At 45.7% G+C, this 25,974-nt stretch carries 26 protein-coding genes; 6 read left to right on the forward strand and 20 right to left on the reverse strand.

Annotated features, from left to right (window positions below):
* Nucleotides 1–11 precede the first annotated feature (11 nt).
* From AB4Z30_RS09680 to AB4Z30_RS09700, 5 genes are all read right to left on the reverse strand, one after another.
* Complete coding sequence (locus AB4Z30_RS09680) at nt 12–1,757, reverse strand: sensor histidine kinase (protein ID WP_441925652.1); 1,746 nt, start codon at nt 1,755–1,757, stop codon at nt 12–14.
* A 117-nt stretch (nt 1,758–1,874) separates the two neighbouring features.
* On the reverse strand, nt 1,875–2,756 hold the full coding sequence (locus AB4Z30_RS09685) for a carbohydrate ABC transporter permease (protein ID WP_441925854.1): 882 nt from the start codon (nt 2,754–2,756) through the stop codon (nt 1,875–1,877).
* 22 nt (nt 2,757–2,778) lie between these two features.
* On the reverse strand, nt 2,779–3,669 hold the full coding sequence (locus tag AB4Z30_RS09690) for a carbohydrate ABC transporter permease (protein WP_441925654.1): 891 nt from the start codon (nt 3,667–3,669) through the stop codon (nt 2,779–2,781).
* Between the two features lie 197 nt (nt 3,670–3,866).
* Nucleotides 3,867–4,553: an HAD family hydrolase gene (locus AB4Z30_RS09695; protein ID WP_441925656.1), complete on the reverse strand. Its 687-nt coding sequence runs from the start codon at nt 4,551–4,553 to the stop codon at nt 3,867–3,869.
* 33 nt (nt 4,554–4,586) lie between these two features.
* Nucleotides 4,587–5,555 (reverse strand): Gfo/Idh/MocA family protein, encoded by a 969-nt coding sequence (locus AB4Z30_RS09700; RefSeq protein WP_441925658.1) that lies wholly within the window; start codon nt 5,553–5,555, stop codon nt 4,587–4,589.
* A gap of 406 nt (nt 5,556–5,961) precedes the next feature.
* Between AB4Z30_RS09700 and AB4Z30_RS09705 the strand changes: the two genes are divergently transcribed.
* The 4 genes from AB4Z30_RS09705 (at nt 5,962) to AB4Z30_RS09720 (ending at nt 9,565) form a co-directional block, all read left to right on the forward strand.
* Complete coding sequence (locus AB4Z30_RS09705) at nt 5,962–7,599, forward strand: thiamine pyrophosphate-binding protein (protein WP_441925660.1); 1,638 nt, start codon at nt 5,962–5,964, stop codon at nt 7,597–7,599.
* A gap of 12 nt (nt 7,600–7,611) precedes the next feature.
* On the forward strand, nt 7,612–7,980 hold the full coding sequence (locus AB4Z30_RS09710) for a carboxymuconolactone decarboxylase family protein (RefSeq protein ID WP_441925662.1): 369 nt from the start codon (nt 7,612–7,614) through the stop codon (nt 7,978–7,980).
* 188 nt (nt 7,981–8,168) lie between these two features.
* Complete coding sequence (locus tag AB4Z30_RS09715; protein WP_441925664.1) at nt 8,169–8,510, forward strand: hypothetical protein; 342 nt, start codon at nt 8,169–8,171, stop codon at nt 8,508–8,510.
* Between the two features lie 62 nt (nt 8,511–8,572).
* A complete protein-coding gene (locus AB4Z30_RS09720) occupies nt 8,573–9,565 on the forward strand; it encodes a 3-oxoacyl-[acyl-carrier-protein] synthase III C-terminal domain-containing protein (RefSeq protein ID WP_441925666.1) in 993 nt (330 codons plus the stop codon).
* 172 nt (nt 9,566–9,737) lie between these two features.
* On the opposite strand, the gene AB4Z30_RS09725 is transcribed toward AB4Z30_RS09720, so the two are convergent.
* The 7 genes from AB4Z30_RS09725 to AB4Z30_RS09755 all read right to left on the reverse strand — a co-directional run bounded on the left by AB4Z30_RS09725 (nt 9,738) and on the right by AB4Z30_RS09755 (nt 16,478).
* On the reverse strand, nt 9,738–10,307 hold the full coding sequence (locus tag AB4Z30_RS09725; RefSeq protein ID WP_441925668.1) for a manganese catalase family protein: 570 nt from the start codon (nt 10,305–10,307) through the stop codon (nt 9,738–9,740).
* 22 nt (nt 10,308–10,329) lie between these two features.
* Nucleotides 10,330–10,605, reverse strand: a complete 276-nt coding sequence (locus AB4Z30_RS09730; protein ID WP_441925670.1) for a spore coat protein CotJB — start codon at nt 10,603–10,605, stop codon at nt 10,330–10,332.
* Entirely contained in the window at nt 10,577–10,834 is a 258-nt protein-coding gene (locus tag AB4Z30_RS09735; protein WP_441925672.1) for a spore coat associated protein CotJA, read from the reverse strand. The genes AB4Z30_RS09730 and AB4Z30_RS09735 overlap by 29 nt, the downstream gene beginning before the upstream one ends.
* 266 nt (nt 10,835–11,100) lie before the next feature.
* Nucleotides 11,101–12,447: a hemolysin family protein gene (locus tag AB4Z30_RS09740; RefSeq protein ID WP_441925674.1), complete on the reverse strand. Its 1,347-nt coding sequence runs from the start codon at nt 12,445–12,447 to the stop codon at nt 11,101–11,103.
* A gap of 46 nt (nt 12,448–12,493) precedes the next feature.
* Nucleotides 12,494–13,630 carry a radical SAM/CxCxxxxC motif protein YfkAB gene (gene yfkAB / locus AB4Z30_RS09745; RefSeq protein ID WP_441925676.1) on the reverse strand — a complete coding sequence of 379 codons (1,137 nt, stop codon included), beginning with the start codon at nt 13,628–13,630 and terminating at the stop codon, nt 12,494–12,496.
* A 220-nt stretch (nt 13,631–13,850) separates the two neighbouring features.
* Nucleotides 13,851–14,972 (reverse strand): HD-GYP domain-containing protein, encoded by a 1,122-nt coding sequence (locus AB4Z30_RS09750; RefSeq protein WP_441925678.1) that lies wholly within the window; start codon nt 14,970–14,972, stop codon nt 13,851–13,853.
* Between the two features lie 75 nt (nt 14,973–15,047).
* Nucleotides 15,048–16,478 (reverse strand): bifunctional metallophosphatase/5'-nucleotidase, encoded by a 1,431-nt coding sequence (locus AB4Z30_RS09755; RefSeq protein WP_441925680.1) that lies wholly within the window; start codon nt 16,476–16,478, stop codon nt 15,048–15,050.
* Nucleotides 16,479–16,597: 119 nt separating this feature from the next.
* Between AB4Z30_RS09755 and AB4Z30_RS09760 the strand changes: the two genes are divergently transcribed.
* Together AB4Z30_RS09760 and AB4Z30_RS09765 are read left to right on the forward strand one after the other, a co-directional pair.
* Nucleotides 16,598–17,338: a molybdenum cofactor biosynthesis protein gene (locus tag AB4Z30_RS09760; RefSeq protein ID WP_441925682.1), complete on the forward strand. Its 741-nt coding sequence runs from the start codon at nt 16,598–16,600 to the stop codon at nt 17,336–17,338.
* A gap of 125 nt (nt 17,339–17,463) precedes the next feature.
* A complete protein-coding gene (locus tag AB4Z30_RS09765) occupies nt 17,464–18,510 on the forward strand; it encodes an HD-GYP domain-containing protein (RefSeq protein ID WP_441925684.1) in 1,047 nt (348 codons plus the stop codon).
* A gap of 83 nt (nt 18,511–18,593) precedes the next feature.
* Here AB4Z30_RS09765 and AB4Z30_RS09770 read toward each other — a convergent pair whose 3' ends face one another.
* From AB4Z30_RS09770 to AB4Z30_RS09805, 8 genes are all read right to left on the reverse strand, one after another.
* Entirely contained in the window at nt 18,594–18,734 is a 141-nt protein-coding gene (locus AB4Z30_RS09770) for a hypothetical protein (protein ID WP_167375722.1), read from the reverse strand.
* A 138-nt stretch (nt 18,735–18,872) separates the two neighbouring features.
* Nucleotides 18,873–19,586, reverse strand: coding sequence for a M23 family metallopeptidase (locus tag AB4Z30_RS09775; protein ID WP_441925687.1), 714 nt, complete (start codon nt 19,584–19,586; stop codon nt 18,873–18,875).
* Nucleotides 19,587–19,738: 152 nt separating this feature from the next.
* Nucleotides 19,739–21,136 carry a Fe-S cluster assembly protein SufB gene (gene sufB, locus AB4Z30_RS09780; RefSeq protein ID WP_434752004.1) on the reverse strand — a complete coding sequence of 466 codons (1,398 nt, stop codon included), beginning with the start codon at nt 21,134–21,136 and terminating at the stop codon, nt 19,739–19,741.
* Nucleotides 21,137–21,156: 20 nt separating this feature from the next.
* Nucleotides 21,157–21,588, reverse strand: a complete 432-nt coding sequence (gene sufU / locus AB4Z30_RS09785; RefSeq protein ID WP_090920111.1) for a Fe-S cluster assembly sulfur transfer protein SufU — start codon at nt 21,586–21,588, stop codon at nt 21,157–21,159.
* Nucleotides 21,578–22,798 carry a cysteine desulfurase gene (locus tag AB4Z30_RS09790; RefSeq protein ID WP_441925690.1) on the reverse strand — a complete coding sequence of 407 codons (1,221 nt, stop codon included), beginning with the start codon at nt 22,796–22,798 and terminating at the stop codon, nt 21,578–21,580. Before AB4Z30_RS09790 ends, sufU begins: the two co-directional genes overlap by 11 nt.
* Nucleotides 22,795–24,099, reverse strand: coding sequence for a Fe-S cluster assembly protein SufD (gene sufD / locus AB4Z30_RS09795; protein ID WP_441925692.1), 1,305 nt, complete (start codon nt 24,097–24,099; stop codon nt 22,795–22,797). The genes AB4Z30_RS09790 and sufD overlap by 4 nt, the downstream gene beginning before the upstream one ends.
* Before the next feature lie 24 nt (nt 24,100–24,123).
* The gene (sufC, locus tag AB4Z30_RS09800; protein ID WP_441925694.1) at nt 24,124–24,906 is read right to left on the reverse strand and encodes a Fe-S cluster assembly ATPase SufC; all 783 of its coding nucleotides are present in this window, start codon (nt 24,904–24,906) and stop codon (nt 24,124–24,126) included.
* Nucleotides 24,907–25,345: 439 nt separating this feature from the next.
* On the reverse strand, nt 25,346–25,924 hold the full coding sequence (locus AB4Z30_RS09805) for a DUF1802 family protein (RefSeq protein WP_441925696.1): 579 nt from the start codon (nt 25,922–25,924) through the stop codon (nt 25,346–25,348).
* Nucleotides 25,925–25,974: the final 50 nt, after the last annotated feature.

A 25,974-nucleotide genomic window follows, 5' to 3' on the forward strand; every position in this document is an offset into this window, starting at 1 on the left:
TACGCTCCCTCCTAACTAATCGGAATGGTGATGACCACTGTAGTCCCCACATTTATTTCACTATCAAATACAAGAGAAGCTTGCTCACCGTACTGTAGGCTTAATCGGTCCATCAGATTGGATATGGCATAGCCTTTCCGATTGCCCTCTGTTGCTTCTTCCGCATTCATTTTCGCTACATCCATACCGCATCCATTGTCCTTGACCTCCAATCGGAGTGTATCTTCATGCCGATCAATGCGGATGAGAATGTGTCCCAGATCTTCCTTATCATTAAAGCCGTGCAGAATCGCATTTTCCACCAGAGGCTGGAGCAAAATTTTCAAAATTCCGATACTCCTGCATGACTCCTCTGCCTCAATTCGGTATTCAAACAAGTTCTCGTAACATTGCTGCTGGAGCTGCATATATTGCTCGACGTGTTTGATCTCTTGCTCCACGGTGGTTATGTCTTTCCCATCATTCAACCCGAGTCTGAACAGCAGAGAAAGGGAGACAATCATGGCGCTGACATCCTTCTTCTCCCCACTTTCGCTTTTCCAGAACATCGTATTTAACGTATTGTACAGAAAATGTGGATCAACCTGGGCTTGAAGCGCCTTCACTTCTAAACGCCGTTTGTCCTGTTCTGTGGCTCGGACCTCTTCAAACAAAACCTGAATCTGCTCTAACATCCGATTAAAGCGATGTCCTACGGCACTGACCTCATCGTCATATTTGCTGCGAAACCGTACGTCCAAGTCATTGTATTCCACTTCAACCATGAGACGTCTCAGTTTGTTCAGCGGTTTCAGCAGTGCAGAAGATAACAGGTCAGATAGCGCAAGTGCAAGCAGGATACAGAACAACATAATCAGAATGACCAACCAGCGAATTTTCTTCAGTGGGGATAACAAATCAGCCTTGGACTGAACACTGACCATAACCCAGTCCTCATTCATCGACAGATCCGAGTAGTTCACCAGCATGTCTTGCCCCTGTCCGTTCGTATACGTGAAATCACCTGCTCCGCGATTTAAACGTTGTGCAAATCCGGATTCTGTCACCAGATCAAAAGTGCCTGCTCCCGGACGGATGACCTCACTACCGTTTTTATGAAGCAAAAACAATTGCACCTGACCACTCATCAGATCCTGATTTAAAATATTTCGCATCGCGGCTTCCCTCATGTTAACGACCATGTATACCTCTGAGAAGTTGTGGTTGTCGATCACAATCGGTTTGAGCAACAGGGACAACACATTACCCCGGGACTCAAATAAGCCGGTGACGTGTGAACCAAACCACATTGTATTCCAGCCTGGCTTTTTGACCATTTCTCCATATTCGTTATCAAACGCCGTACTCTGATTAGGAAAATCCTTCGTCGAGAAAAAGCTACCAATAGGTGTTTTCAGGTATGCGGTATCAATCAGCGGCTCTACCAGCTTCAACTGAGCAAATGTTGTCTGAAGCAGAGAGAGATTCTGATAATAACGCCCATCATTATGATTGCGCACATCCTGCATCACCTGTGTGAACGTGTCACTCAGCATGAATGAATAAGATGAAACGACGATATGACGCAGATGCTCGTCCATCACCTGTACGGACTTGTTCAGAATGCTCTTCTTTAATTCAAGAGCATTTCGCTCTATGCTTTTGGCAGCGAAGAGATAAGAGCAAATGCCCGTCACACTGATACACAAAACAACAAGAAAAATATAAATAAGTTGTATTCGTTTTTTCAGAGACATTTTGTAGAAATAAGACATCATAGGCGGTCGCTCCTTGAACAAGGGCTAGCCCTGTCCGCTGTAATTAAAAAGAGTATAGCACAGCGGAATCTGCACGGAATACGGTTCCTCAAATATCTCTTCCTCCGCTCTTCCAACCTAACCTTTGACAGCCCCCAGCGTGACTTGCATGAAGGACTTATTCGCAAAGATGTACACAACTAACAGTGGCAAAATGGACAGACATGCTCCAGCCATCATTAATTGAACCTCAGCTGCAGCCCCGATGCCATAACGGAGGTTCGCCAGACCTACCGGCAATGTCTGCAGCTTGGGATTACTCATCGTGAATACAAAAGGCAGAATATATTCATTCCATGAATTCTGGAACACACCCAAACCAGCAACAGCCAGACCTGGGCGCAGAAGGGGCAGGATAATCCGCCAGTAGGTGGTGAAGAAATTACAGCCATCAATCATCGCTGCCTCATCCAGTTCACGGGGGATACTCTTGAAGAAGCCCACAAGAATAAAATAGGTTGCCGCATGGGCACTGATTAATATGATGATGACACCCCACAGCGAATTATTCAGACCCAGCTTGACCATGAGATCAAATTGCGGTCTAAGTACAACAGCACCAATTGAAATAAACAACGTGGATGCCATGAGCAGGGTATACGCCTTTTTGCCTTTAAAGTTCACCCGATCCACCGCATAAGCTGCCATCGAAGATACCAGCAGTGTACCTACCGTTGTAGCGATACTTACAAAGACGCTGTTGATCGTAAAGCCGGAAAAATTCGCGGTCTTCCACGCCTGAGCGTAGTTTGTAAATTGCCATATCTTCGGCCAGATCGTTGCTCCTCCGGTAAGTTCCTGGTTGGTTTTGAACGATCCAAGTAACACCAGGATGATCGGGAACAGGGATAAGAGTGCAATGATCATCAGAAAGATGAAGAGGATTGTTCGCTTTGTCCAGCGAGTCCAGCGGAATGAACTTGAATCGGAAGATGCAGGTGCAAGCACGGTTTGAGTCATCATCGTTTCCTCCTGTTCGTCATTAGTAGACATCATTAAGTTTTTTGGAAATTTGGAAGTAAATGAGCGTAACCGCCCCTACAATGAGAGCTGTCGTGAAGCCGACCGCACTTCCGTAACCGAGCTGTTGCAGGGACTGTGTGTCTGCTGAAACAGGGAACAACAGTTTGAACAGGTACAGATACATGACCTCTGTCTTGCCATAAGGTCCACCCTCGGTTAATACCATAATGCTTTCGTATCCTTTAAGTGCTGTGGTGATCGCAAGCATAATAATCATCTGCATCACAGGTCCAAGTAATGGAATCGTTACATTGTGCAATTTCTGGAACTCGCTCGCTCCATCCAGTGATGCTGCCTCGTATAACTCTTCAGGAATACTTTGCAGACCTGCAATAAACAACAACATATAGTTACCGACAGCTCCCCAGATAGCAATAATGATCGTTGTCAGCATCGCATGATTCGCATCCAGCCAGCCAATCGGCGAGGAAATGATATGATACTTAAGCAGCAGTTGATTAAGAATGCCGTTATATGAATTGAAAATGATGAAGAAGACAATCGCCATAACGGATGCACTAAAAATCGTTGGCAGATAGAAAACCGCTCTGAACAAAGAGCGTCCACGCCATTTGCGATTTAGGATAATCGCCAGAATCAGGGACAGCGGAATCGTGATGACGAGTTTACCCAGCGCATATACCCCTGTATTTTTGACCGAGTCCCAGAACTGTCCATCACGCATAATCCGTGCAAAGTTATCAAGTCCGATGAAGATCGGTTTTCCAATGCCCTGATAATCATAGAACATGTAACGCAGAGCCCATAACAACGGATAGATTCCGAATACCAGCGTGAGAAAGAGACTTGGGATGATGAAGATGTAAGCGTTCAGTTTGGATGGTTTCATCAGAATCAGACCCCCTATAGCTTTTGAATGAAAGTATAGTGGGATTTACAATACATGCGGGATAGGGAAATCAACTTTCTACAGGGGAGGATGTGACTTCGTGCTCCAACCCCAAAAAAACCTGCAAAGGCGTGAAATCGCCCATGCAGGTTTATGATAAAGGGTGGATATATTAAAGATTAAGCCGTGTTACCGGCTTATTCTGCTTCTTCATATAGGCGGAGCAAATCGGTAAAATCCGAGATCAGCGCGTCTGATCCGGCAAGCTCTTCGTCCCGGCCAAACCCGGCATAAGCACAGCCGATAACGGTCTGGTTGTTCATTTTGCCTGCTTCGACGTCCGAAGAACGATCCCCTACCATCCAAGCATCTTGAATCCGGTGTTTCTGTAGCAGAATCTGCACCAAATTAATCTTGGAAGGTGTTTTGTACTGGCCCGCACTATATACCCCTTCAAACAGCGGCATAATCTCGTGTGCAAACGCAACGCCTTTCACATAATCTTCCAGACCGTTACTGGCGACAAACAGACGAATCCCCTGGGCTTTTAGTGCTTCTAGCGTTTCTTTCACACCGGGATACAGTTTCGAGTCGCCTCCATCAAGTCCTTCAATCTCCAATTGCAGCAGTAATTCATCTGCACGGCGATGAGCCGCTTCGGATGCCTCGGGCATAACCACTTTCCAAATATCTTCAAGCAGCATACCCAGACTTCCAAGCATCCGCTCTTCCGGCGGGGTTTCTCCTTCAAAATGTCCCTCTGCACGCAAGGTATCAAATAACTGCTGGTAGGCAGGCAAAAGCAAGGTCTCTGTCTGAAACAGCGTACCATCCATGTCAAAAATCATCGCTTCCGGCTTACGTAAAGCATTTTTTGTAGTCATATTCAAACCGCTTCCTTTCGGAGTAAGATTTATTTAATGGCTGTTCCGAAGTGCTTCAAGCACTTGCTGTGCCTCATAACCATCGTGGAACGTATAAATTCTGCCAGGTTTGCCCTGAATTGTTGCGATTACATGTTTCAGAACAGGCAACTCATTAGAGGATTCCAGCACTTCTACGGGAGAAAGCGGCTGTCCGATCTGCCCACTCATCAGTTCCTCCCAGTTTTCCAGCGCAAGGGTACCTTCGGTGCCGTACACAATCATGGATACTCTCTCTTCACCCGCAAAATGAGAAATCCCCTGTAGATGAACACGGGGTCCGTCCTTTACTTCAAGCACAGCTTGTACTTCCTGTTCACATGCATCCGGTTGATCTGCCGGATAAGTCACTTGAGCGTTCAGTACACGGAGCCGCCCGAATACATTTTGGATCATATGAATCCAGTGTATGCCAACTTCAAGGATGAATCCTCCCTGATCACGGCTTGTAATCCAATCATTCTGCTGCCATGAGCGCGGCCACTGCGGGAATTGCAGAATCAGATCGATTTTGCGAATGTCGCCTACTGTCTGTTGTTTAACCATCTCTTTCAGCTTTAACACGGCAGATTCATGCGGCATCGAAAAATGAACAGCGTGAACCACGCCAGCTTGCTCCGCGGCTTCCACCATCCTGCGTGCTTCGTCTAAACTATTCGCGAGCGGTTTCTCACAGAATACATGAATCCCGCGCTTCAACACTTCCATAACGACCGGATAATGATATTTAGGTGGTACAGCAATATACACGAGGTCAATCTGCTGCTCATCCAGAAGCTGTTTGTAGTCAAGATATGTTTTCACCGATGGATGAGTTGATGCAAAAGCTTGCAATCCTTGCTCATTCGCATCACACACCGCAGTAATCTCAACGGGTACATCCATTGATGTATTCTCCGCTTGATGAATCATATGTAAACCCATCTTACCTAGGCCGATTACAGCCATTTTCAATGATGTCATTGCATCCCCTCCAATTCATTCTCAGTATATCAGAAATCTGATGTTATTTAAGTTGATTTAAAGATTACATACCATCCACTCCGACGACGTGTATACAAATAGTTCAACATATAGAAATTCTGTTTATTCATTGCGTTGTTGCATCATTGCGTTAATGTAACTAGGTATTAAGTTGCAGAACCTGCTTTCTATATGTGAAATCGGATTCACAAAAAATCAAATCATTCACATCTTAAGCATTAGGAAATTTGAATCAGGAAAAAGATTGACAAAAAACCACAAAAAAAGATACGATTTCTAATGCCAAGTAATCCTTCTTCTTACAACCTTAGACAAATACTAACATGCACAATCGGATAAGCCGCCTGGTTCTAAAAACCTACTACTTGAAACGAGGTGTCCACGCGTGAGAACTGTTGCGGACTATTTAGCAGAAACACTACGCAATCTGGGTGTCACTCATGTATTCGGTATTATCGGAAAATCAATCTGTCCTGCTCTTCTGAAAATGGTAGATTACGGAATAGATTTTATCCCTGGCCGCCATGAAGCCAGTTCAGGCTTTGCTGCATCGGGTTACGCATTGCAGACAGGCCGCCTGGGAGTGGCTTTTGCCACCTCGGGCCCTGGAGGAACCAATCTGCTCACAGCAGCAGCTCATGCCAAAGCCAACAACCTTCCCGTCTTATTCCTTACTGGTCATCAATCCATTCAGGAACTGGGCATCCCACAGTGCCAGGATTCCTCTTCTTACTTGGCCGATCTGGCCGAAATGTTCAGACCTGCTACACTGTTTAGTAAACTGGTTGAGCGTGGAGATCACTTTGGAACCATCCTGAATCATGCGATTTCGATTGCACTAGGCCCGAACAAAGGCCCTGTCCATCTTTGTCTCCCTTTTGACGTACAAACCGAGCAGCTTCCAGCGTGCCATATCGTTATTCCTGAACCTGAGCCATTGATTAGCATCCATAATCTGAATCGAATACTGCCTTTAACTCAGCAAGCCCGGCGTCCATTGATCATTGCAGGGAAAGGCGTAACTCGTTCCGGGGCACATGAAGAATTGCGGCAACTGGCTGAGATATTAAAGATTCCTGTTGTGACAACTCCAGGCGGCAAAGGAGCCATCGCATGGGATCATCCCTTGTATCACGGTCCATGTGGCGTAGGCGGGTTCCCTCATGGTGACGAGATGCTGAATGAAAGTGATCTTTATATTGTTCTCGGATCGAGGCTTAGCGATATGACGCTCTGTAATCTCAAGCCGCATAATCATCCTAAGCAGTTGATACAGATGGATACTGATCCCACTTTCGTAGGGAAAATCCTTCAATCTCAGACCTTACATATCACAGGCGACATCAAAAACAATCTGCAATATCTGCTCAGCACCCTGCCGTCCTCTCTTGCATCTGCTTCTGAAGGTGTCTCAGAGTCATTTGAATATCAATCACCGTTACCGGAACTACCGCATTTGTCCCTTGCTTCCGTGCTGGATCAGATGAGCGACCTACTTCCCTACGATCATAAGTTGTTCGTTGATGATGGCAGCCATGGCTTTCATGCCGTTCAGCGTTACAAAGTGAAGAAACCCGGCAGTTTCATATTTGATGCCTATTTTGCCTGTATGGGAAATGCTATCGGCATGGCTATTGGCGCCAAGGCCGCTTCACCAGATGAAACGGTTGTATGCATCACCGGAGACGGATGTTTCATGATGCTGGGCTCGGAAATTAATACCGCCGTATGCAAAAATATTCCTGTCATTTTTATCGTTGTAAATAACAAACAGCTGGACATGGCACTGAAAGGTATGGAAAAAACGACGGGACGCACGGATGGCACACTATTCGAGGTTCCAATGGATGCCGTCAAATTCGCTGAATCTCTGGGAGCTACGGCTTTTCGTGCAGAAACGTTATCACAGTTCTCTGCAGCATTGGAGGCATCTCTGGAGCTAAAACAAGTCGTTGTTATCGAACTGTTAACCGATCGGGATGAAATTCCGCCAACAGCTCACCGCGTTGTCAATTTGGATTAGGAGGAACGAATCATGAGTGAACAGGTGACACAAGGGTTAGACCGCTTTGCCAAGCTTTCAGGGGAATATGGTGCAAAGGCACTGGCCCCGATTAAAGAGCATTTCCCTGAGTTGTCCGAATTTATTATGGGAACGGCATATGGTGATATTTTTCAACGTACAACAATCACAGACCAATGGAAAGAAGTCGCTATTATTTCGTCTTTAATCACGCAGGGACAGTTCGAACAGCTCGGTGTTCATTATGCTATGGCTCTAAGCGTAGGGGTTACGGTAGATGAACTGAAGGGCGTATTACTCCATCTGGCGCCTTGTGTAGGTGCTCCGCGTATTATCAGTGCTTTTAATGTGTTGCTTGCCACGCTTGAGGAAATCCAGTAATTCAATGTTCTACATTTTTATACACCATTCGACCTTTTTATTGATCTTTTTACATTATTACCTTTATAATATGGGTAAATTATCCTTCCGGCTTAACAACCTGGTCCCCTTCTCTTTAGGGTCTAATGGACGGCATCATTCCATAGAGGATAGCTTTCACTCATATTACAAAGGAGAGAGAACACGTAATGGGAAAATTCATTCTAAAAACAGACGCTTCAAACAAGGTGTTGCACATTGAATTGGAAGGTTCCTTTTCTCAAGAGGACGGTCTTCGTTCGATCTCGGCGTATCAGGATACAATCGCCTCTATCAATACCAAGGAGTTTAACCTGGATATTGACTGCAAAAAGCTGAATGTCACTGCCCCTGAGATTGTACCTCTTCTTGAGGGATGCTTGACCATGTTCAAAAAGGATGAATACAAAAAAGTAGTCCTGACCCTCGAGAACAATGCCATATTAAAAATGCAGCTTGCCAGACTTGGCCGAACCGTAGGGCTGGAAAATCTGGAAATCATTTCGGCGTAACTCCCTGACTCGTTTGGTGTTTTAATAGCAGCTCTGCCTTTCCACTTAAGAGGAGGATGACGATGGCTGGAATTCGTATTGTAGATATCGATATGTATCACCCTGAAACCAAGGTGCACAATGACTTTTATATTGAACATTTTGATGCCAGAGGGGTCGATATTCGTGGTTTGTTAAAAGCACTCGGACGTGAATCACGTTACAAAATTGATCGCGATGACGAAAATTCACTGACGATGGCCTTCGAGGCAACCCAAAATGTGCTCGCTAAAACCGGATTCACCGGCCAAGATATCGACTTGATTGCGTATGCAAGCCAAACACCAGAATATATTTTCCCTACGAATTCCTTAATGATTCACCATTTGATCAGCGGAGCACCCCATACCATCTGTATTGATAGTAATGCCAACTGCGCAGGTATGACTGCGGCTTTTGAGCAGGTAGCTCGGCAAATGCTCGGCAATCCCAGAATCAAGYGGGCTTTGATCATCGGTTCAGACTATATCGCTCCTCATGCCAGTCCGGATGATCCGGTTTATTTTGCAAATTTCGGAGATGCTGCCGCAGCCGTAATTGTAGAACGGGATGAACATGCCGTTGGGTTTATCGATTCCATCTATCAGACGGATACCTGTGTGTATCAAAATTCCCTTTTTCCAGCCGAAGGACTAGCTAAGCTAGGAAGTACCGGTGTGGATGCAGGAGCTTTTCATGTGAAGTTCACACCGTTTGACGATTCAATCTGTGTCGATGCTGCTTCAGACTCTATTCGTACGTTGCTGACACGGAATGAAATCAGGCCGGATGAGGTCAAAGCTGCATGTTTCTCCCAGCTGTCGATTGCGAACATCCGCGCGGTATCCGAAAATATCGGTATTGATGATGAAATCGCTATCTATATTGGAGACGAGTTCGGTTACACCTCCACCAGCAGCCCATTTATAGCACTGCATCGAGCGATAACCTCCGGCAAGATACAGCGCGGTGACAAAGTATTGTTCTGGACCGTTGGAGCTGGATGGCAAAATGTTGCCATGGTCGTTGAATACTAAAAGCACTTATTCATACATTAGGTTAATTCTGCAGGACGACTTTGGGGTCAACAACCTTGATCACTCGTCCTTTTTTTGATTTTATTTATGTAATCGAATGCATCCTACACAAAAAAGCAGCCCACTTGGACTGCCCGTTATCTCTTCTGACTGTATGTCTGCTTGCTCCTCATTAAAATATTTTCTTTGTTTCCCGATCGTCCTTCAAAATCTCAACGGCCTCCCTGAACCGTAGAGAGTGCACAATCTCGCGTTCCCGCAAAAATTTCAGACTGTCTTGCAAGTCCACGTCATCCGTTAAATCAATTAACCATTGATATGTAGCCCTGGCTTTCTCTTCAGCTGCGATATCCTCGTACAAATCGGCGATGGGGTCGCCCTTTGCTTGAATATAGGAGGCTGTGAAGGGTACACCAGCAGCGTTGTTATAAAAAAGCGCCCGATCATGTCCTGCATAGTGAGCATCCAAACCAGCCTGCTCCAATTGCTCAATCGTGGCATCCTTGGTGAGCTTGTAGATCATCGTTGCAATCATCTCCAAGTGAGAAAATTCCTCCGTCGCGATATCATTTAACAGACCGATAATTTTGTCTGGGATGGTATAACGCTGATTCAGATAGCGTAAGGCTGCCGCGAGTTCTCCGTCTGCACCACCATATTGTTCCATCAACAGCTTCGCCATATGAGGATCACATTTACTCACCCGAACCGGGTATTGCAATTTCTTTTCATAAACCCACATGTACAGGAAGCCTCCTTTGATTTTATACTTGCCAAGGCCATGGTGTCTGGGACCACTCCCACGGATACTTGGAAAAAGAATGACCAAAATTCGTCAGCGGACCATATAACTGCTGAAACTCGTGTGCAACACGCATCCGTTCCTGGCTGAATTTATTGTACTGCTCAATACTTTGAAAATCCCCCGGATGTGTATCCAAATACAGATTTAGCTCGACCAAGACAAAATCCAGCGCCTGCAGTTCCTCCAACAGTTCGTAATACTTGGCATCACAGGCCTTCGGCTGTTCCTTCTCCATCACTCTCCACCGCCCTTTCCTTTGTTTTCTTCGAAGTGTACGGACTATACAATGCTGGCCACAATGTACCTAATCTTAAGGCTTCGGCAGGACTATACTGCGGCCACCCCATCGGCTGAAAGGGAATAAATAATTGCGGTGGAACCAGATACGTACGAATACCTAGAGGTTTACACGGATCAAATGGACCCACAAAAGGAACATAAGCCCGAACCTGAGGATCTTTCAATCAAAACGCCTCCTTTATCATCCGCTGATATGCATTCTTTCGTTCCTTCATAACATGCAGTATATTCCCATCATTTCCTGTCCTTATAACCATATGTCGTATTGGGCAGGATAATCCCTTTTTGCAGAAACTGTGCGAAGAATTTTGCTATTTCGTAAAAAGCTTATTCTCACGGTTCAAAAAAGACCCTTGAAAGCCAGCTTAGCGCTGCTTCCAAGGGTCTTGATTATTTACTACATTTATCATGATTTTGAGTCGGCAGCAGTTCACTGCTCATCTTCTGTGCTTGTCTCTTCTGCTCTCGTCTGCTTGTATACTTTGACCCGATTAATTCGTAAACGTGTAGACTCTTCGACTTCAAAAACATAGCCGTTCCGTTCACGCGTTCTCCCTTTGGCCGGACTACCCTCCAGTTCCTTGAACAACCAGCCGCCAATGGTATCTACTTCTTCGTCCTCTATAATTGCTCCCGTCCATTCATGAACTTCTTCAATCAGCGAACGTCCGTCGATCGAAAACGCATCACCGATCCGTTCCATATGTGGACGCTCATCTTCGAACTCATCATAAAGATCCCCAACGATCTCTTCCAGAATCTCTTCTGCTGTGAGCAATCCTGCAGTACCCCCATATTCATCTACGACAAGGGTCATCTGAGAATGTTTTTTCTGCATCAGACGTAATACATGACTGATCTCCATCGACTCGGGTACGTTCAGAATCGGACGCACCATTGAAGCCAGATCCTGTTGTTGCTCTGGCTCCGCCAGTAGCAGGTCCGTAATATGGATAAATCCAATAATCTCGTCTTTATCTTCCCCCGCTACCGGGTATCGGGAATGTTTCGTTGCATTGATGATCTTTAGATTTTCCTCCAGCGACAGATGGGTATACAAACAGTCCATATCTGTGCGAGGCAGCATGACCTCCCGCGCCAGCATGTCGGAGAAATCAAAGATATTATCCATTAGTTTGATCTCATCCTTGTCGATGACCCCGCTTTTGGCACTCTGCTTCATCAGGATGCGAAGCTCATCTTCTGAATGGGCTTCACTTTCACTCGCCGGTTCAATACCAGCCAGACGTAATAAAGCATTCGCTGATGCGTTAAGAACCCAGATGAACGGGAAGAAAATTTTATAAAATAACAGTAACGGTGCCGATAAAAGCAGCGCTACCCCATCCGTTTTTTGAATCGCAAGCGATTTAGGAGCCAGCTCACCAAGAACAATGTGCAAAAATGTGATAATGCAAAATCCGATAATAACGGATACCGTTGTAATCAGGCTTGTATCGGAAACGCCTAGCTTAAACATCAGTGGTTCAACAAGTAGTTTGGAGATTGCCGGTTCCCCTAACCAGCCCAGTCCGAGAGATGTCAGTGTAATCCCGAACTGAGTTGCCGACAGATAGGCATCCAGTTTACCGTTCACCTTCAAGGCATAACCAGCCAGGCGGTTTCCTTCACTCTGCAATTGTGTCAGGCGTGTCTGTCTTACTTTGACCAGAGAGAACTCTGCTGCGACAAATACACCATTCAGAAATACGAGCAAAAAGACACAAACCAGATTAAATACCAGCTGTCCAAAGTGAAATTCGGTGTGAATGCCCAAGATGTAACTCCCCTTCTCTGTCTATTTCAGGAATGCAGCTGGAATATTAACGTAAAATAGCTTTTCTAGATTTGAAGTCCACGCCTTTATAGTACATATCAGCAACAAGCAAGTTGGGTCCGCAACAGGATGCAATATCACAATGGCAGTTTACGGTCTGATTGAGCGGGTGCTCCGCAGACCATTCGTGAAATACATCATCCAGTTTACGATCATGAATATTACCGAATGCAGGGATATCTGCAAAATCAGTCACGTATACGTTACCCGTAAACATATTGACATTCACACGGTTGCGTCCATCTGGATCATTACGAACAGTCACATTAGGTTCACTGTACAATCGGTTAATCAGCTCACGATCCTGCTCAGCCGCACTGCAAGCGAAGAAAGGCAACGTTCCGAAGAGCATCCACATATCTTTATCACGTACATCAAGCAAACGGTGAATGGCAGATCTCATGTGATCCAGCGACAATACCGGTAGAGAAGATGCAAAGTTGGAATTATACATCGGATGTACTTCATGCCGTACACAGCCCATTTCCCGGATCAGTTGATGAATGCCCTCCAGCTTATCGTGCGTACGATAATTAATCATCGACTCAGCAGAGATAAACATGCCAGCCTCACTCAACTTACGGGCGTTCTCAATCATCTTTTCATACATCTTCACGGCAACTTCACGTTTCACCTCTCTACCACTGTTGGCAAAGCCGACCTGATGGAAATCATCCGCGTTCAAATAGTTGAAGGAAATGTGCATCACATCCAGGTATGGAAGCAACTTTTCATATCGACTGATATCCAGCGTCAGATTGGAATTGATTTGCGAGCGAACTCCGCGGTCCTTAGCATATTTAAGCAGAGGAATGATCATCTCATCCACCGTCTTTTGGCTAAAGCTGGGTTCACCGCCCGTCAGACTGATCGTCTGCAGATGCTCTACTTCATCCAATCGTTTCAACATGAGTGAGAGCGGAAGTGAGGGTGCCTCTTGCATCGTAAGCATATCCCCTACGGCACAGTGCTCACAGCGCATGTTGCACAGATGTGTCACTGTCATTTCTACACTGGTCAGCACATGGCGGCCATATGTACGCAGAGAGCCAATCGGATCCCACGGATCATTCGTTGGCGATAAAGGCATCGGTTGTACCGATCCTGAGTTTAGCATGGTCATAGTTCTTCACCTTATTCCTTTTATTAACCTAAAAAGTTTTATTTACATCATATCTTAGATACCTTTTTTGGGAGTTATCTTTTATCATAGCACAATTATGAATCTTCCTGCACAGCCAAACCCTGACCATTACATGACAAAAAACGCTCATGTTTCATTCGGAAATTAGCTTCACGTTCCCGATATGACCGCCTGAGCGCTTACTCTAAACTTCGTTTGCTCAACTATTCAACTGTTCATGCTTCAGAAGAGAAGCAGAATTCCCCACGCCCTCCACTCCTGTAATCATAACGGAAAGCTTCGTCGCAAGGTTTATTTCGTACGGTGCACTGAGCACCTGCCCTTCAGCATCCTTGATAACACGAATTAACGGCCGCTGTGGCACCCGAGGTTGAATCGCTGCTACGACGCCAACTTCTCCAGTACTGAGTGTTACGGAAATACCTACGGGATAGATCGCGACACAGTCTCTAAACTGTTCAAGCATCCACTGCTCATAAAGGGTTCCAGAGCCTGTGTACAGCACTTCTACGGCTTGATGTGGCAATAAGGCTTGGCGATAGACCCGATTGGTTGTCATCGCATCATAAGAATCGGCAAGAGCAATCCACTTCGCATATTCATGGATTTCATTGCCTTTCAAACCGAAAGGATAGCCACTGCCGTCAATTCGTTCATGATGCTGGAGCGCACAATGTGCTGCGAGTAGAGGAATCCCGGGTTCATCCTTGAGAATACGGTGTCCATACGTTGTATGCTGCTGAATGATTTTGTATTCCTCATCACTAAGTCGAGAAGGTTTATGTAATATGTCGGAGGAAATCTGTGTTTTTCCAATATCATGCAAAAGGGCACCAAGACCAATCTCCATAAGCTGCTGGCGCGTATAACCAGAGGCCACCCCGAGTACAAGTGTATACACACAAACATTCAACGAGTGATTATATAGGTCAAAATCGCTGGAGTTCATGTCCATTAACATGATCATCGCTTCTTTTTGACTGCCGATATCCTCCAGAATGCTGTTCATTACACCGCTCAGCGCTTTACCAAAGTGCGTGATCCGGTTTTTACTTTTGAGGCCAGACATATGTTGAAATTGCTGTTTGATCTCCACAAGTGCCCTTCGCTTAGTTTCTTCCTGTAACATGTCCGGCACGATAATGTCTTCTGTCGCAGCATCCTGAATATAGACATATCCAATCCCCAGATCTTTCAACCGTCCGATTAATCGGCTCGTCAGTTCTACATCTTCACTGAGTAAAACCAGACCTTCTTCACTATAAATTCGTTTCCCCAGCTTCATGCCAGGCTGCAATAAGTTTATATGTACTAAACGCACAGCCTATCCTCTCCCGCTCCGTAGATGTAATGAACACTAGCCGCCGCATCAGCAGAAGGCAGTCTTGTTCGAGCTTTAACCTTGTAACCAGCGTTTGCGCAGACTCTCCTCCACCGCCCCTGGCCGTTTCAATTCCTCTTCCAACAAATCCCGTATAAATTCCGGAAGATAATATTGTATGTTGCTTCCTTGAGCCAAAGAAGGATACCCCACATTAAACGTGAACATGTCAAGCGTTCCAATGACATATTCACGCTGATTATCCATAGCTTCACCATTCACATAAATGGATTTGATCTTATCATAGGCTGGCGCGTTGGGGTCATATCGAATTTCCAATCCGTCGACACATAACGTCCCGAGAATTCGCCCTCGAAAACCAAATCCCACTATGGGTTTAGAGATGAACTCTTCCAGCAGTGACTGCTCAAGTGCTTCACGAATCTGATAACCATTCAAGCTTATTGTACAAGCATTTATAGGAGAAGGACATAGGGAATGTAACATTCCTTTGGTAATGCTTCCCTGTGGGAGATTTCCGAGCAACTGCCCTGCATTGACAAGCGATAACTCAGCTCTCGTAAAATGCCGGACGGCTTGTGCAAGTAATGTAGCGAAGGGAGATTCCATCTCGTAAAAAACGGGCAGCATCCGATCTGTGATGACAGCTGTCTGATCCAGCATTCTTTCAGCTTCCGCACGATTCGTAGCAATAGCCAAGGACACCTTTTCCTCCAGCAGGTTGCTTTGTACGGGTACACAACCACTGCTCACCAGCTGCAGAGGCTCTGATTCTCCTGCTCTTTCCAGTACGACTTTCCCGAGCCATTGCCCAAATTTCCCCGCTGCTCCCAGCACGGTCTTATCCGTTATCAGAGGCTCTTCCAGTATATGATGGGTATGCCCACCTAAAACAACATCAATGCCAGCGACCTGCTCTGCCAGTCTTTTATCCGTTGAAAGACCCAGGTGGGACAAAATTATAATCACATCCACTTGCTCACGCAACGTCTTAACTTGCTCTCTTAACGTTTCTATGGGATCCGTTACTTGCCAGCCCAGCAGTTCATAGAAGGTGTTAAATGGTGCGGTTGCTCCCAGCAGACCAATACGAAAAGGTCCCTTTTCAATAATAGTCCAAGGCTTCATCCAAACTGGAGGACGTCCTGTATCCTGTTCTAGCACATTGCCGCATACAATCGGACAGAGTAGTCCGGTATAAGACTGCGCGAGCTGGTCTGGTGTAAAGGTTAGCCCCTCATTATTTCCAATCGTAATGGCGTCATAGCCTGTCAGATTCAGCACATCTACGTTAGCCATACCTAATGTGCCTTCCGTTTCAACTGCCATTCGATCCATATGGTCGCCAATATCCAGGACAAGCAAGTGCCCACCTTGGGCACGTTCCTCATTGATCATAGCAGCGATCGCGCTCATGGAGCCAAAATGACTGTGTATGTCATTGGTATGCAGAATCGTTAATGTTTGCTTCTCGCTGCTGCGCATTACACTGCCTCCCCTGCCGTTCATTAAACGTACATTCTTCTAATGGATAAGCATAACATTTTCTACGTCGTTATGATATATTTATAGGGTTTAGAGATCAAAAAGGAGCGATTCATTCCATGAAATTGACAATTCAACTATTTGCAGGTATTGCAGAACGTTTAAATACATCCCAATTGGAATTTGAGTATGACGGTGATGCACCTACGGCCTCTAAACTTAAAGAACAATTGAGTCAGGCTTATCCTGAAGCTGCATCGCAGATCCGTTCCTCATTTCTTGCAGTAAACCAGAGCTACGCTCCTGCCGATACATTACTTACAGCAGATGACGAATTGGCATTGATTCCTCCTGTATCCGGAGGTGACGGTACTATGAATCCGGATGAGAACAAACCACGTACACAGGAACATCGCACAGAAGACGGTCTGTTTCTGATTACCGATGCTCCCTTGTCTGTTGAGGAGGCCACTAATTTGGTCATCACCGCCAATCACGGTGCTGCCTTAACTTTTGTAGGTACGACACGGGAAATGACCGGTGAACAGCGCACGGTACATCTGGAATATGAAGCATATGTACCTATGGCTCTGTCCCAAATGGCTGCAATTGGCACAGAAATTGCAGAACGCTGGCCAGGTGTACGCTGTGCAATCAGTCATCGAATCGGCAAAGTTGACATCGCCGAGATCAGTGTCGTTATCGCGGTATCCTCGCCTCATCGCAGCGACTGTTACGATGCCAGCCGTTATGCCATTGAAAGGTTGAAGCAAACCGTACCAATCTGGAAAAAGGAAATTTGGGAAGACGGCTCGGAGTGGAAAGGCCATCAACTAGGCCCCTGGAACCCTTTGGACTAGAAAAAATGGGTCTATCCGCTGTTTACAGAGGTAAATGAACAGTAAATAAGTCGTTGTCAACCCATTTTTTTCTTGTTATTATAATGATATGTGTCGATATAAGTCGAGGAAAAGGTGGTTTATACGTGAGAGTGCATGTTACAGATCTTAAACCCGGCGACCTGCTAAAAAATGATATCTACAACACTTCAGGTCTCCACATGCTGATGAAAGGTTCCGTTCTCAGTGAAGATGATATATCTAAACTGCTGCATCATGGAATTGATTTCGCAGATGTAGAACATACATCCAACCTTCACTCTGATGAACAAAACTTGCCTTCCGATCAGACCCGTCTGTTAACCAATCTGTTTAACGACACGATCAAAGGCACAGAATCTCTGTTCCAACAAGCCATAGAAAAAGGCTTTATTGATGAGTCACAGGTTGATGAAATTTTGGGAACCTTAACGGGACAACTCGAGAAACAAAAAGACGTTGTTTCCCTGCTGCTTATGCTGGATGGAGACAGTGACTACACTTACAATCACTCCTTGCAGGTCGGTATGCTCGCTTTTTATATTGCCGGCTGGATGGGTTATAGTCCCGATGAATGTCTTACGGTAGCCAAAGCAGGGTATCTTCATGATATTGGCAAGTCCAAAATTCCTTCTGAAATCTTACATAAACCAGGCAAACTAACGACAGAAGAATTCACAGAAATGAAAAAACACACCTTTTACGGTTACGATATTATTAAAGCTTCCACTGAAGATGAAATCATCGCTATGGTTGCCCTCCAACATCATGAACGTGAAGATGGGAGTGGTTATCCACATGGCTTGCGAGGGGATGAAATCCATCCTTATGCTCGTATAACAGCTGTAGCTGACGTATACAGTGCGATGACAACAAATCGGGTATACCAAACCAAACAAGAGCTGATTTCTGTTCTGTGTGAGTTGTACAGCCTCAGTTTCGGTCAGTTGAATGGCGAAGCTACCCAGGAACTGATTAAACATATGCTTCCGAATTTTATAGGCAAAAAAGTACTCCTTACAACAGGACAGACTGGTGTCATCGTCATGAATAATCCAGCCGACTACTTCCGCCCACTCGTTCAGACCTCTACGGCGTTTATTGATTTAGCCAAAGAAAGAGATATTGCTATCGTTGAGATTTACGTGCAATAAGTCAATATAACAGAAAAAAAAAAGAAAAGGGAAGCTCAGCTGAGCTTCCCTTGATCTGTCTTACGTATATTCAGTCGATTGAGTTACACACAGAATGCTTTTGTAATGATAACCAACAAGATGAACAGTACCAAGATAGCGCCAACCGACGTACATGGATTGTACCCACCTACACCGCCTACACCACCAACGTTGCCTTTACAGCCATAACCTACTTCGCTCATGTGATTGCCTCCTCTTTATCAGGTATACCCTAACATATGACGCTTTCCCGCCAGAGGAACCGGGCGAATCGGCAATCTTCGCAATTTGGTTTATAGCCCATAGGAGTTGAATTTATACTTCTTAAAGTGGGAGGACATTCAGTCCTCTTTTTGTATCTGTACTCCTCTTTCCTTCCGATACATGATCACAAGTGTTCTCCAAAAGTCATAACTTCCTGTGTCATCCTGAATAAAAGGACGATAATAAGCCAGTGCTTCCTGCGCCCAGTCAGGGCAGCTCATTTTGGATAATCGCTTCTGCTCTTGGATCCACTTCCCTTGAAGCTCCAGTTGCTTCTGCATCAGCACCAACAATTGCTTTTCCTCACTTGTCATTGGCGGGCCCTCCTCTTCCTGCGAGACTGTTCCATATTCTTTTAACAAATATGCTGTAGGTTCAACAACTCCATTTTCACTCGCAGTGTATCCGTATGAAGGTGAGCTTGTTTTACGAATCTCATAATGTACATGCGGACCTGTGCTTTGCCCTGTGCTACCCTGATATCCAATAAGCTGACCTCGCTTCACCTTCTGGCCTGCACGGACAGCAATACGAGAAAGATGAGCATAACAATGCAGGTATTCACGATGATCCTCCAACGCCACGGTGAGCCCGTATCCCCCAAAGCCGGAGCCTGTGCGTCCTTCCGCAGCAAAACGTACCGTTCCTTCAAGAAAAGCGTATACAGGGCCGTTCCAAGGGTCGGTGACCAGGTCTACCCCTCGATGAAACGTCTGGCCTCCATGTATAGGATGAATTCGATAACCGAATGAACTGGTAATTCGATACCCTTCGAAAGGGTTTGCATTCATAGCATCACATCCTTTTCTATCATTTAATGCTTAACTCTATGAATTGGCCTGTGCTCTAAGTCTTATTTTTGCAATTAAAATCAGGGATTACTCTCTTTATGGCAAAAAAAAAGACGAACCATGACAGTTCGTCTTTTCCCATTTCATATGTGTTAACCGATGGAACCTTCCATCTCGAATTTAATCAATCTATTCATCTCAACGGCATACTCCATCGGCAATTCTTTTGTGAATGGCTCGATAAAGCCCATGATGATCATCTGTGTAGCTTCAGCTTCGGTCAGACCACGACTCATCAAGTAGAAGAGTTGGTCCTCAGACACTTTCGATACCGTTGCTTCATGCTCCAACATGATGTTATCATTCATGATTTCGTTGTAAGGAATCGTATCCGATGTGGACTCATTATCGAGAATGAGTGTATCACATTTGATGTTGGATTTCGCGCCCTCAGCTTGGCGTCCAAAGGAAGCCAGACCACGGTACGTTACTTTGCCCCCATGTTTACTGATCGACTTGGATACGATCGTGGAAGTTGTATCCGGAGCGAGGTGAATCATTTTCGCGCCTGCATCCTGGTGCTGGTTTTTACCTGCAACAGCGATGGACAGAACGGAACCTTTAGCACCACGGCCTTTCAGTACAACCGCTGGGTATTTCATCGTCAGTTTGGAACCGATGTTACCATCGACCCATTCCATCGTTGCGTTCTCTTCAGCAACCGCACGTTTGGTAACGAGGTTGTAGATGTTTGGTGCCCAGTTTTGAATCGTTGTGTAACGAACACGCGCATTTTTCTTACAGATGATCTCAACTACTGCACTGTGCAGGGAGTTTGTGCTGTAAATTGGAGCAGTACATCCCTCTACATAGTGAACGAAGCTGTCTTCGTCTGCAATGATCAATGTACGTTCGAATTGGCCCATGTTTTCGGAGTTAATCCGGAAATATGCTTGTAGAGGTACTTCACATTTTACGCCTTTTGGTACGTAGATGAAGCTTCCTCCAGACCATACCGCACTGTTCAACGCAGCAAATTTGTTATCTGCTGGCGGAATAACAGTCGCAAAATATTCACGCAGGATTTCCGGGTGCTCTCTCAGAGCCGTATCCGTATCCATGAAGATTACACCTTGGTCTTCCAGTTCTTTTTGCATGTTGTGATATACAACCTCGGACTCATACTGAGCCGATACCCCTGCCAAGAACTTTTGCTCCGCTTCCGGAATACCCAGTTTATCAAACGTTTCTTTGATTTCGGAAGGAACCTCTTCCCATGTTTTTCCTTGCTTTTCCGAAGGGCGAACATAGTATTGAATTTCATTAAAGTCCAGTCCGTCCAGATCGCCGCCCCATTTAGGCATTGCCATTTTCTCGAACTGTTTCAAGGATTTCAAACGAAATTCCAACATCCACTCCGGTTCGTTCTTGATTTTGGAAATTTCCGTTACAACTTCTGCCGTCAGACCTTTGCCGGTTTGAAAGATAGATTTATGCTCATCGCGAAAACCATATTTATACTCTTCCATTTCTGGTGCTTTTTTAGCCATCTTACTCGACCTCCCTATCGTTATTGTACATTGTCCTCTTCGTCAATTCCTTTGCGTAATGCATTCCAGGCCAGAGTGGCACATTTGATGCGTGCAGGGAACTTGTTTACACCGGATAGGGCTTCGAGATCTTCATAATCGTCGAAATCGACTTCTTCCCCTTGCATCAGTGAGGAGAAACGGTTAGCCAAATCGAGTGCCTGTTCAATCGTCTTGCCTTTGACAGCCTCGGTCATCATCGATGCCGAAGACATGCTGATCGAACAGCCTTCCCCCGTATACTTGGCCTCCTGAACGATTCCGTCATTCAGCATCAGCTGCAGTGAAATCCGGTCGCCGCACGTTGGATTGTTTAAATTCACCGTAACGACGTCATTGTCAAACGTTCCGCGGTTACGCGGGTTTTTGTAATGGTCCATTATAACACGCCGGTACAGATCATCAAGTTGCATCGCCGAAATACTCCTTTGTCTGGATTAAGGCGCTGACAAGCCGATCTACATCTTGCTCGTTGTTGTATAGATAAAAGCTCGCACGAGCCGTTGAGCTTACTTCAAGCCAGCGCATCAGCGGCTGACAGCAGTGATGTCCTGCACGAATAGCTATACCGCTCGCATCCAGCACAGTTGCCACATCATGGGGATGAACATCTCCCAAGTTAAAGGTCACTACACCAACATGACGTTTAGCTGGTCCATAGATGCTGAGTCCATCAATCTCTGATAGGCGTTCCGTTGCATAAGCAGCCAGTACACCTTCATGATGAGCAATTTCATCCATGCCGATCTGCTCCAGAAAATCAATGGCAGCGCCCAATCCTACTGCTCCCGCAATAATCGGGGTTCCGCCTTCAAATTTCCACGGCAGTTCTTTCCAATTGGAATCGTACAATCCCACGTCATTAATCATTTCACCGCCGAATTCAATCGGTTCCATGGACTCCAGCAGCGCCTTTTTGCCGTAGAGAGCACCGATACCGGTCGGTCCGCACATTTTGTGACCAGACAGCGCATAGAAATCACAGTCCAGATCTTGCACATCCACCTTCATATGCGGTGTGCTTTGTGCGCCATCCACAACAATAACTGCACCGTTGCGATGGGCGATTTCAGCGATCTGTTTAACGGGATGTACGAGTCCCATCACATTGGATACATAGGCAATAGCGACAATTTTAGTATTGCTCGTTATCGTTTGCTCCACATCAGACAACTCGATATGACCGTCTGCCTGCAGCGGAATGTACTTCAATGTGGCACCTGTCTCCTTGGCAACTTGCTGCCAAGGAATCAGGTTACTATGATGCTCCATCTGCGTAAGGACAATTTCATCGCCTTCTTTGCAGTTGGCACGGGCATAAGACGAAGCTACCAGATTCAAGGCAGTCGTTGTGCCACGTGTGAAGATGATTTCCTGCGTACGGCGAGCGTTGATAAACTTGGCAACCTTCTCACGAGCACCTTCATAAGCGTCCGTTGCCCGGCTTCCGAGTGTATGCACACCGCGATGCACGTTGGAGTTCTCATATTCATAATAATGTTTAACCGCATCAATCACAGCACGAGGCTTTTGTGAAGTTGCAGCACTGTCTAGATATACGAGCGGGTGTCCATTGATTTCCTGGTGGAGGATCGGGAACTGCTCGCGAATGGATGGGTTCATTGTCCCAGCTTCTTCTCAATCAGGGACTGCAATTGGGTACGCAGTGCTTCCAAAGGAATATCCGCCACCACCGGTGCAAGGAAGCCATAAATGATCAGGCGTTCCGCATCCGTACGGTTAATCCCGCGAGACATCAAGTAATGGATTTGCTCCGCATTCACTTGACCTACAGAAGCCGCGTGACCTGCTGTTACATCATCCTCATCAATCAGAAGGATCGGGTTGGCATCTCCACGTGCTTTAGGGCTAAGCATCAATACTTTCTCGGTTTGCTGTCCATCAGCTCTTGTAGCGCCTTTTTCGATCTTGGTAATGCCGTTGATGATTGCCGAAGCTTCTTCACGCATAACCGCACGTGTAATCATTTGACTTGGCGTATTTTTACCGAAGTGACGAGCTTCGGTTGTATAGTTAATCTTCTGTGAACCGGAACCAACCGCAATCACTTTGGAATCCGAAGTGGACCCATTGCCTTTCAAGACACTCATCGTGTTGCTTGCCGTATCACCATTATTCATTTCACCAACGATCCACTCAATGGAGCTGTCATTTTCCAGAACAGCACGTCGGAAGGATACATCCGTTACGTTAACGTTCAGTTGGTGAACGGTCGCGAAGCGTACTTTTGCACCCGCTTTTACGAATACTTCCACAACTCCGTTATGGAATACCGGTGCAGAGAGCTCACCAGACACATAGTTGTCAACGTAAGTCACCGAGCTGTTTGCTTCTGCCACAACGAGTACGTGAGGTGCAAAAGTTGCAGATGCATCGTCTGTAAGCATTACCGCTTGCAGTGGAACTTCAATGTTTACATTTTTCGGTACGTACAGGAACACCCCGCCATTCCACAAGGCTGCATGCAATGCGGCAATGGAATGTTCATCGGCTTTGACTGCTGTGTTCAGGTAAGACTTGACCAGGTCAGCATGTTCACGAACAGCAGTAGCCAGATCAGTGAAGATAACCCCTTGGGCTGCCAGATCAGCAGACAACTTGGAATATACTGCACCAGAATTGCGCTGGATCACCAGACTGCCTTCTGCTTGATCTTGAACCAGATCTTTGATTGATGCAGGTACTTCTTCCAGCGATGAAATCACTGCACCTGCTTTATATGTGCCATACTCGCTGATACTCCAGCGTTCGATTTTTTGTTTTTCCAGTTTGGGAAGCGCCAGCTCGCCCGCAAGCTTCAAAGCTTCGAGCCGCTGCTCAGTCAACCAGCCGGGTTCATTATTACTTTCCGACAAGGCGCGAAGCGCTTCAGATTCAACCGGAAGAATTGTTTGTGTAGTCATCTATTATCCTCCTCCGTTTTGTCTTTACGCTTCTTGACCTACAGTTTCGTCTGTAATTCCCAGTTCTGCTTTTACCCAGTCATAACCTTCAGCTTCCAAACGTTGAGCCAGTTCAGGTCCACCAGATTTCACGATACGGCCTTGCATCATAACGTGTACATAGTCTGGAGTGATGTAGTTAAGCAAACGTTGATAGTGCGTGATGATCAAGAAACCGCGATCTTCGCTCTTCATTGCATTTACACCGTCTGCGACAATTTTCAGGGCATCGATGTCCAGACCGGAGTCGATCTCGTCAAGTACAACAATTTTAGGATCAAGCAGCATCATTTGCAAAATTTCGTTCCGTTTTTTCTCACCACCGGAGAAACCTTCGTTCAGGTAACGATGAGCAAACTCAGGGTTCATATCAAGTTCTTTCATTTTTCCTTCCATTTGACGAATGAACTTGATCAGGGAAATCTCATTACCTTCACCGCGGCGAGCGTTGATTGCACTACGCAAGAAGTCCGAGTTGGTTACGCCCGCAATTTCGCTCGGGTATTGCATGGCCAGGAACAGACCAGCACGTGCGCGCTCATCTACAGCCATATCCAGTACGTCTTCACCATCGAGAGTTACTGTGCCGTCTGTTACTTCATATTTAGGATGTCCCATCAGAGCAGAAGCCAACGTGGATTTACCTGTTCCGTTCGGTCCCATGATCGCGTGGATTTCTCCACCTTTCATTTCCAGGTTGATGCCTTTCAGGATTTCTTTACCTTCAATGGTCGCTTTCAGACCTTCAATGACGAAATTCGTAGTCATGTGTAATGTTTCCCTCCATTGATTAAATTGATGTTTGCTGTCGAAAAGAAAAAGCACCTATTATATCTGAACAGGGCTTCCCCTGACTTTCTCTGTTTCCTCATACTTCTGTAAAGCAATTTCTCTTTGCCACTCTAACTCACATTCTTCATACGCTGTAGAGTAGCAATCACTTTAGAATAATTCTAAACTGATTCTCAATGATTATCAAGTCATTTCCTATCAATTCTTATCCTTCTCGGAAAACTTCATTCCTTATGATTCTATAATAAATGATTGTTTGAATCAAATCAGAAAACAACTTTCCATATGTAGGACAGTGATATAAATCACAAAATTCACAGTTTATTCAGCTTCCACATGGAATGAAAAAGGACTTATCCATATTTCTGGACAAGTCCTTTACAATTACTTCAAATAAGCTTTCGTAAATAAGGAATTACATTCTGAGTGTCTCGTTAATCTTCTGTACCTGATCGGCAAAATCCGCAACGTCCAGCACCGGCGTCATTCCGCGCGGCACCAAACCATTCGGAATGGAAATCCATGAACGGCAGCCGTTATACTCTGGCAATACGGGAATCTCCATCGGTTCCTGCAGACGGTACACACGGAGAATCAAAACGTGGAGCGGATCTTTCTTTTTCCACTTTAAGCGGGATTCAGCAAAATCCGCTGTCCACATGTGATATTCCAGAAGTCGATCCAACATCTCCTGATCTCGAATCTCCAAATCCTGCGTTACTTCAGCATACGCTGTAATGCGGATGGTTGAAGCTTCAGGCACCCATTCGGCCAGCGACTCTTCAACATAGGATTGATCCGAGGACTTGATCAGTTCTTTACGCTGATGCTCATAAGTCGGATACAAGTAAAATGCCGGACTTTTCAACTCAAAATGTTTTGTTTCCTCTACGATCCCGCCTTTACGCATCACCATGATCTGGCGACCGTTTTCCAGCGCTTTGATGGCAGAAGCCCATTCCTTTAATGCCGGTACCGCCCTTGCGTCAAACATTGTGTTAGCCCTCCCCTGTCACTCTTGACAGCAGTATAGACGCTCGGACA

It is taken from the genome of Paenibacillus sp. 2TAF8 (genome assembly GCF_052114825.1).
GTDB lineage: Bacteria > Bacillota > Bacilli > Paenibacillales > Paenibacillaceae > Paenibacillus.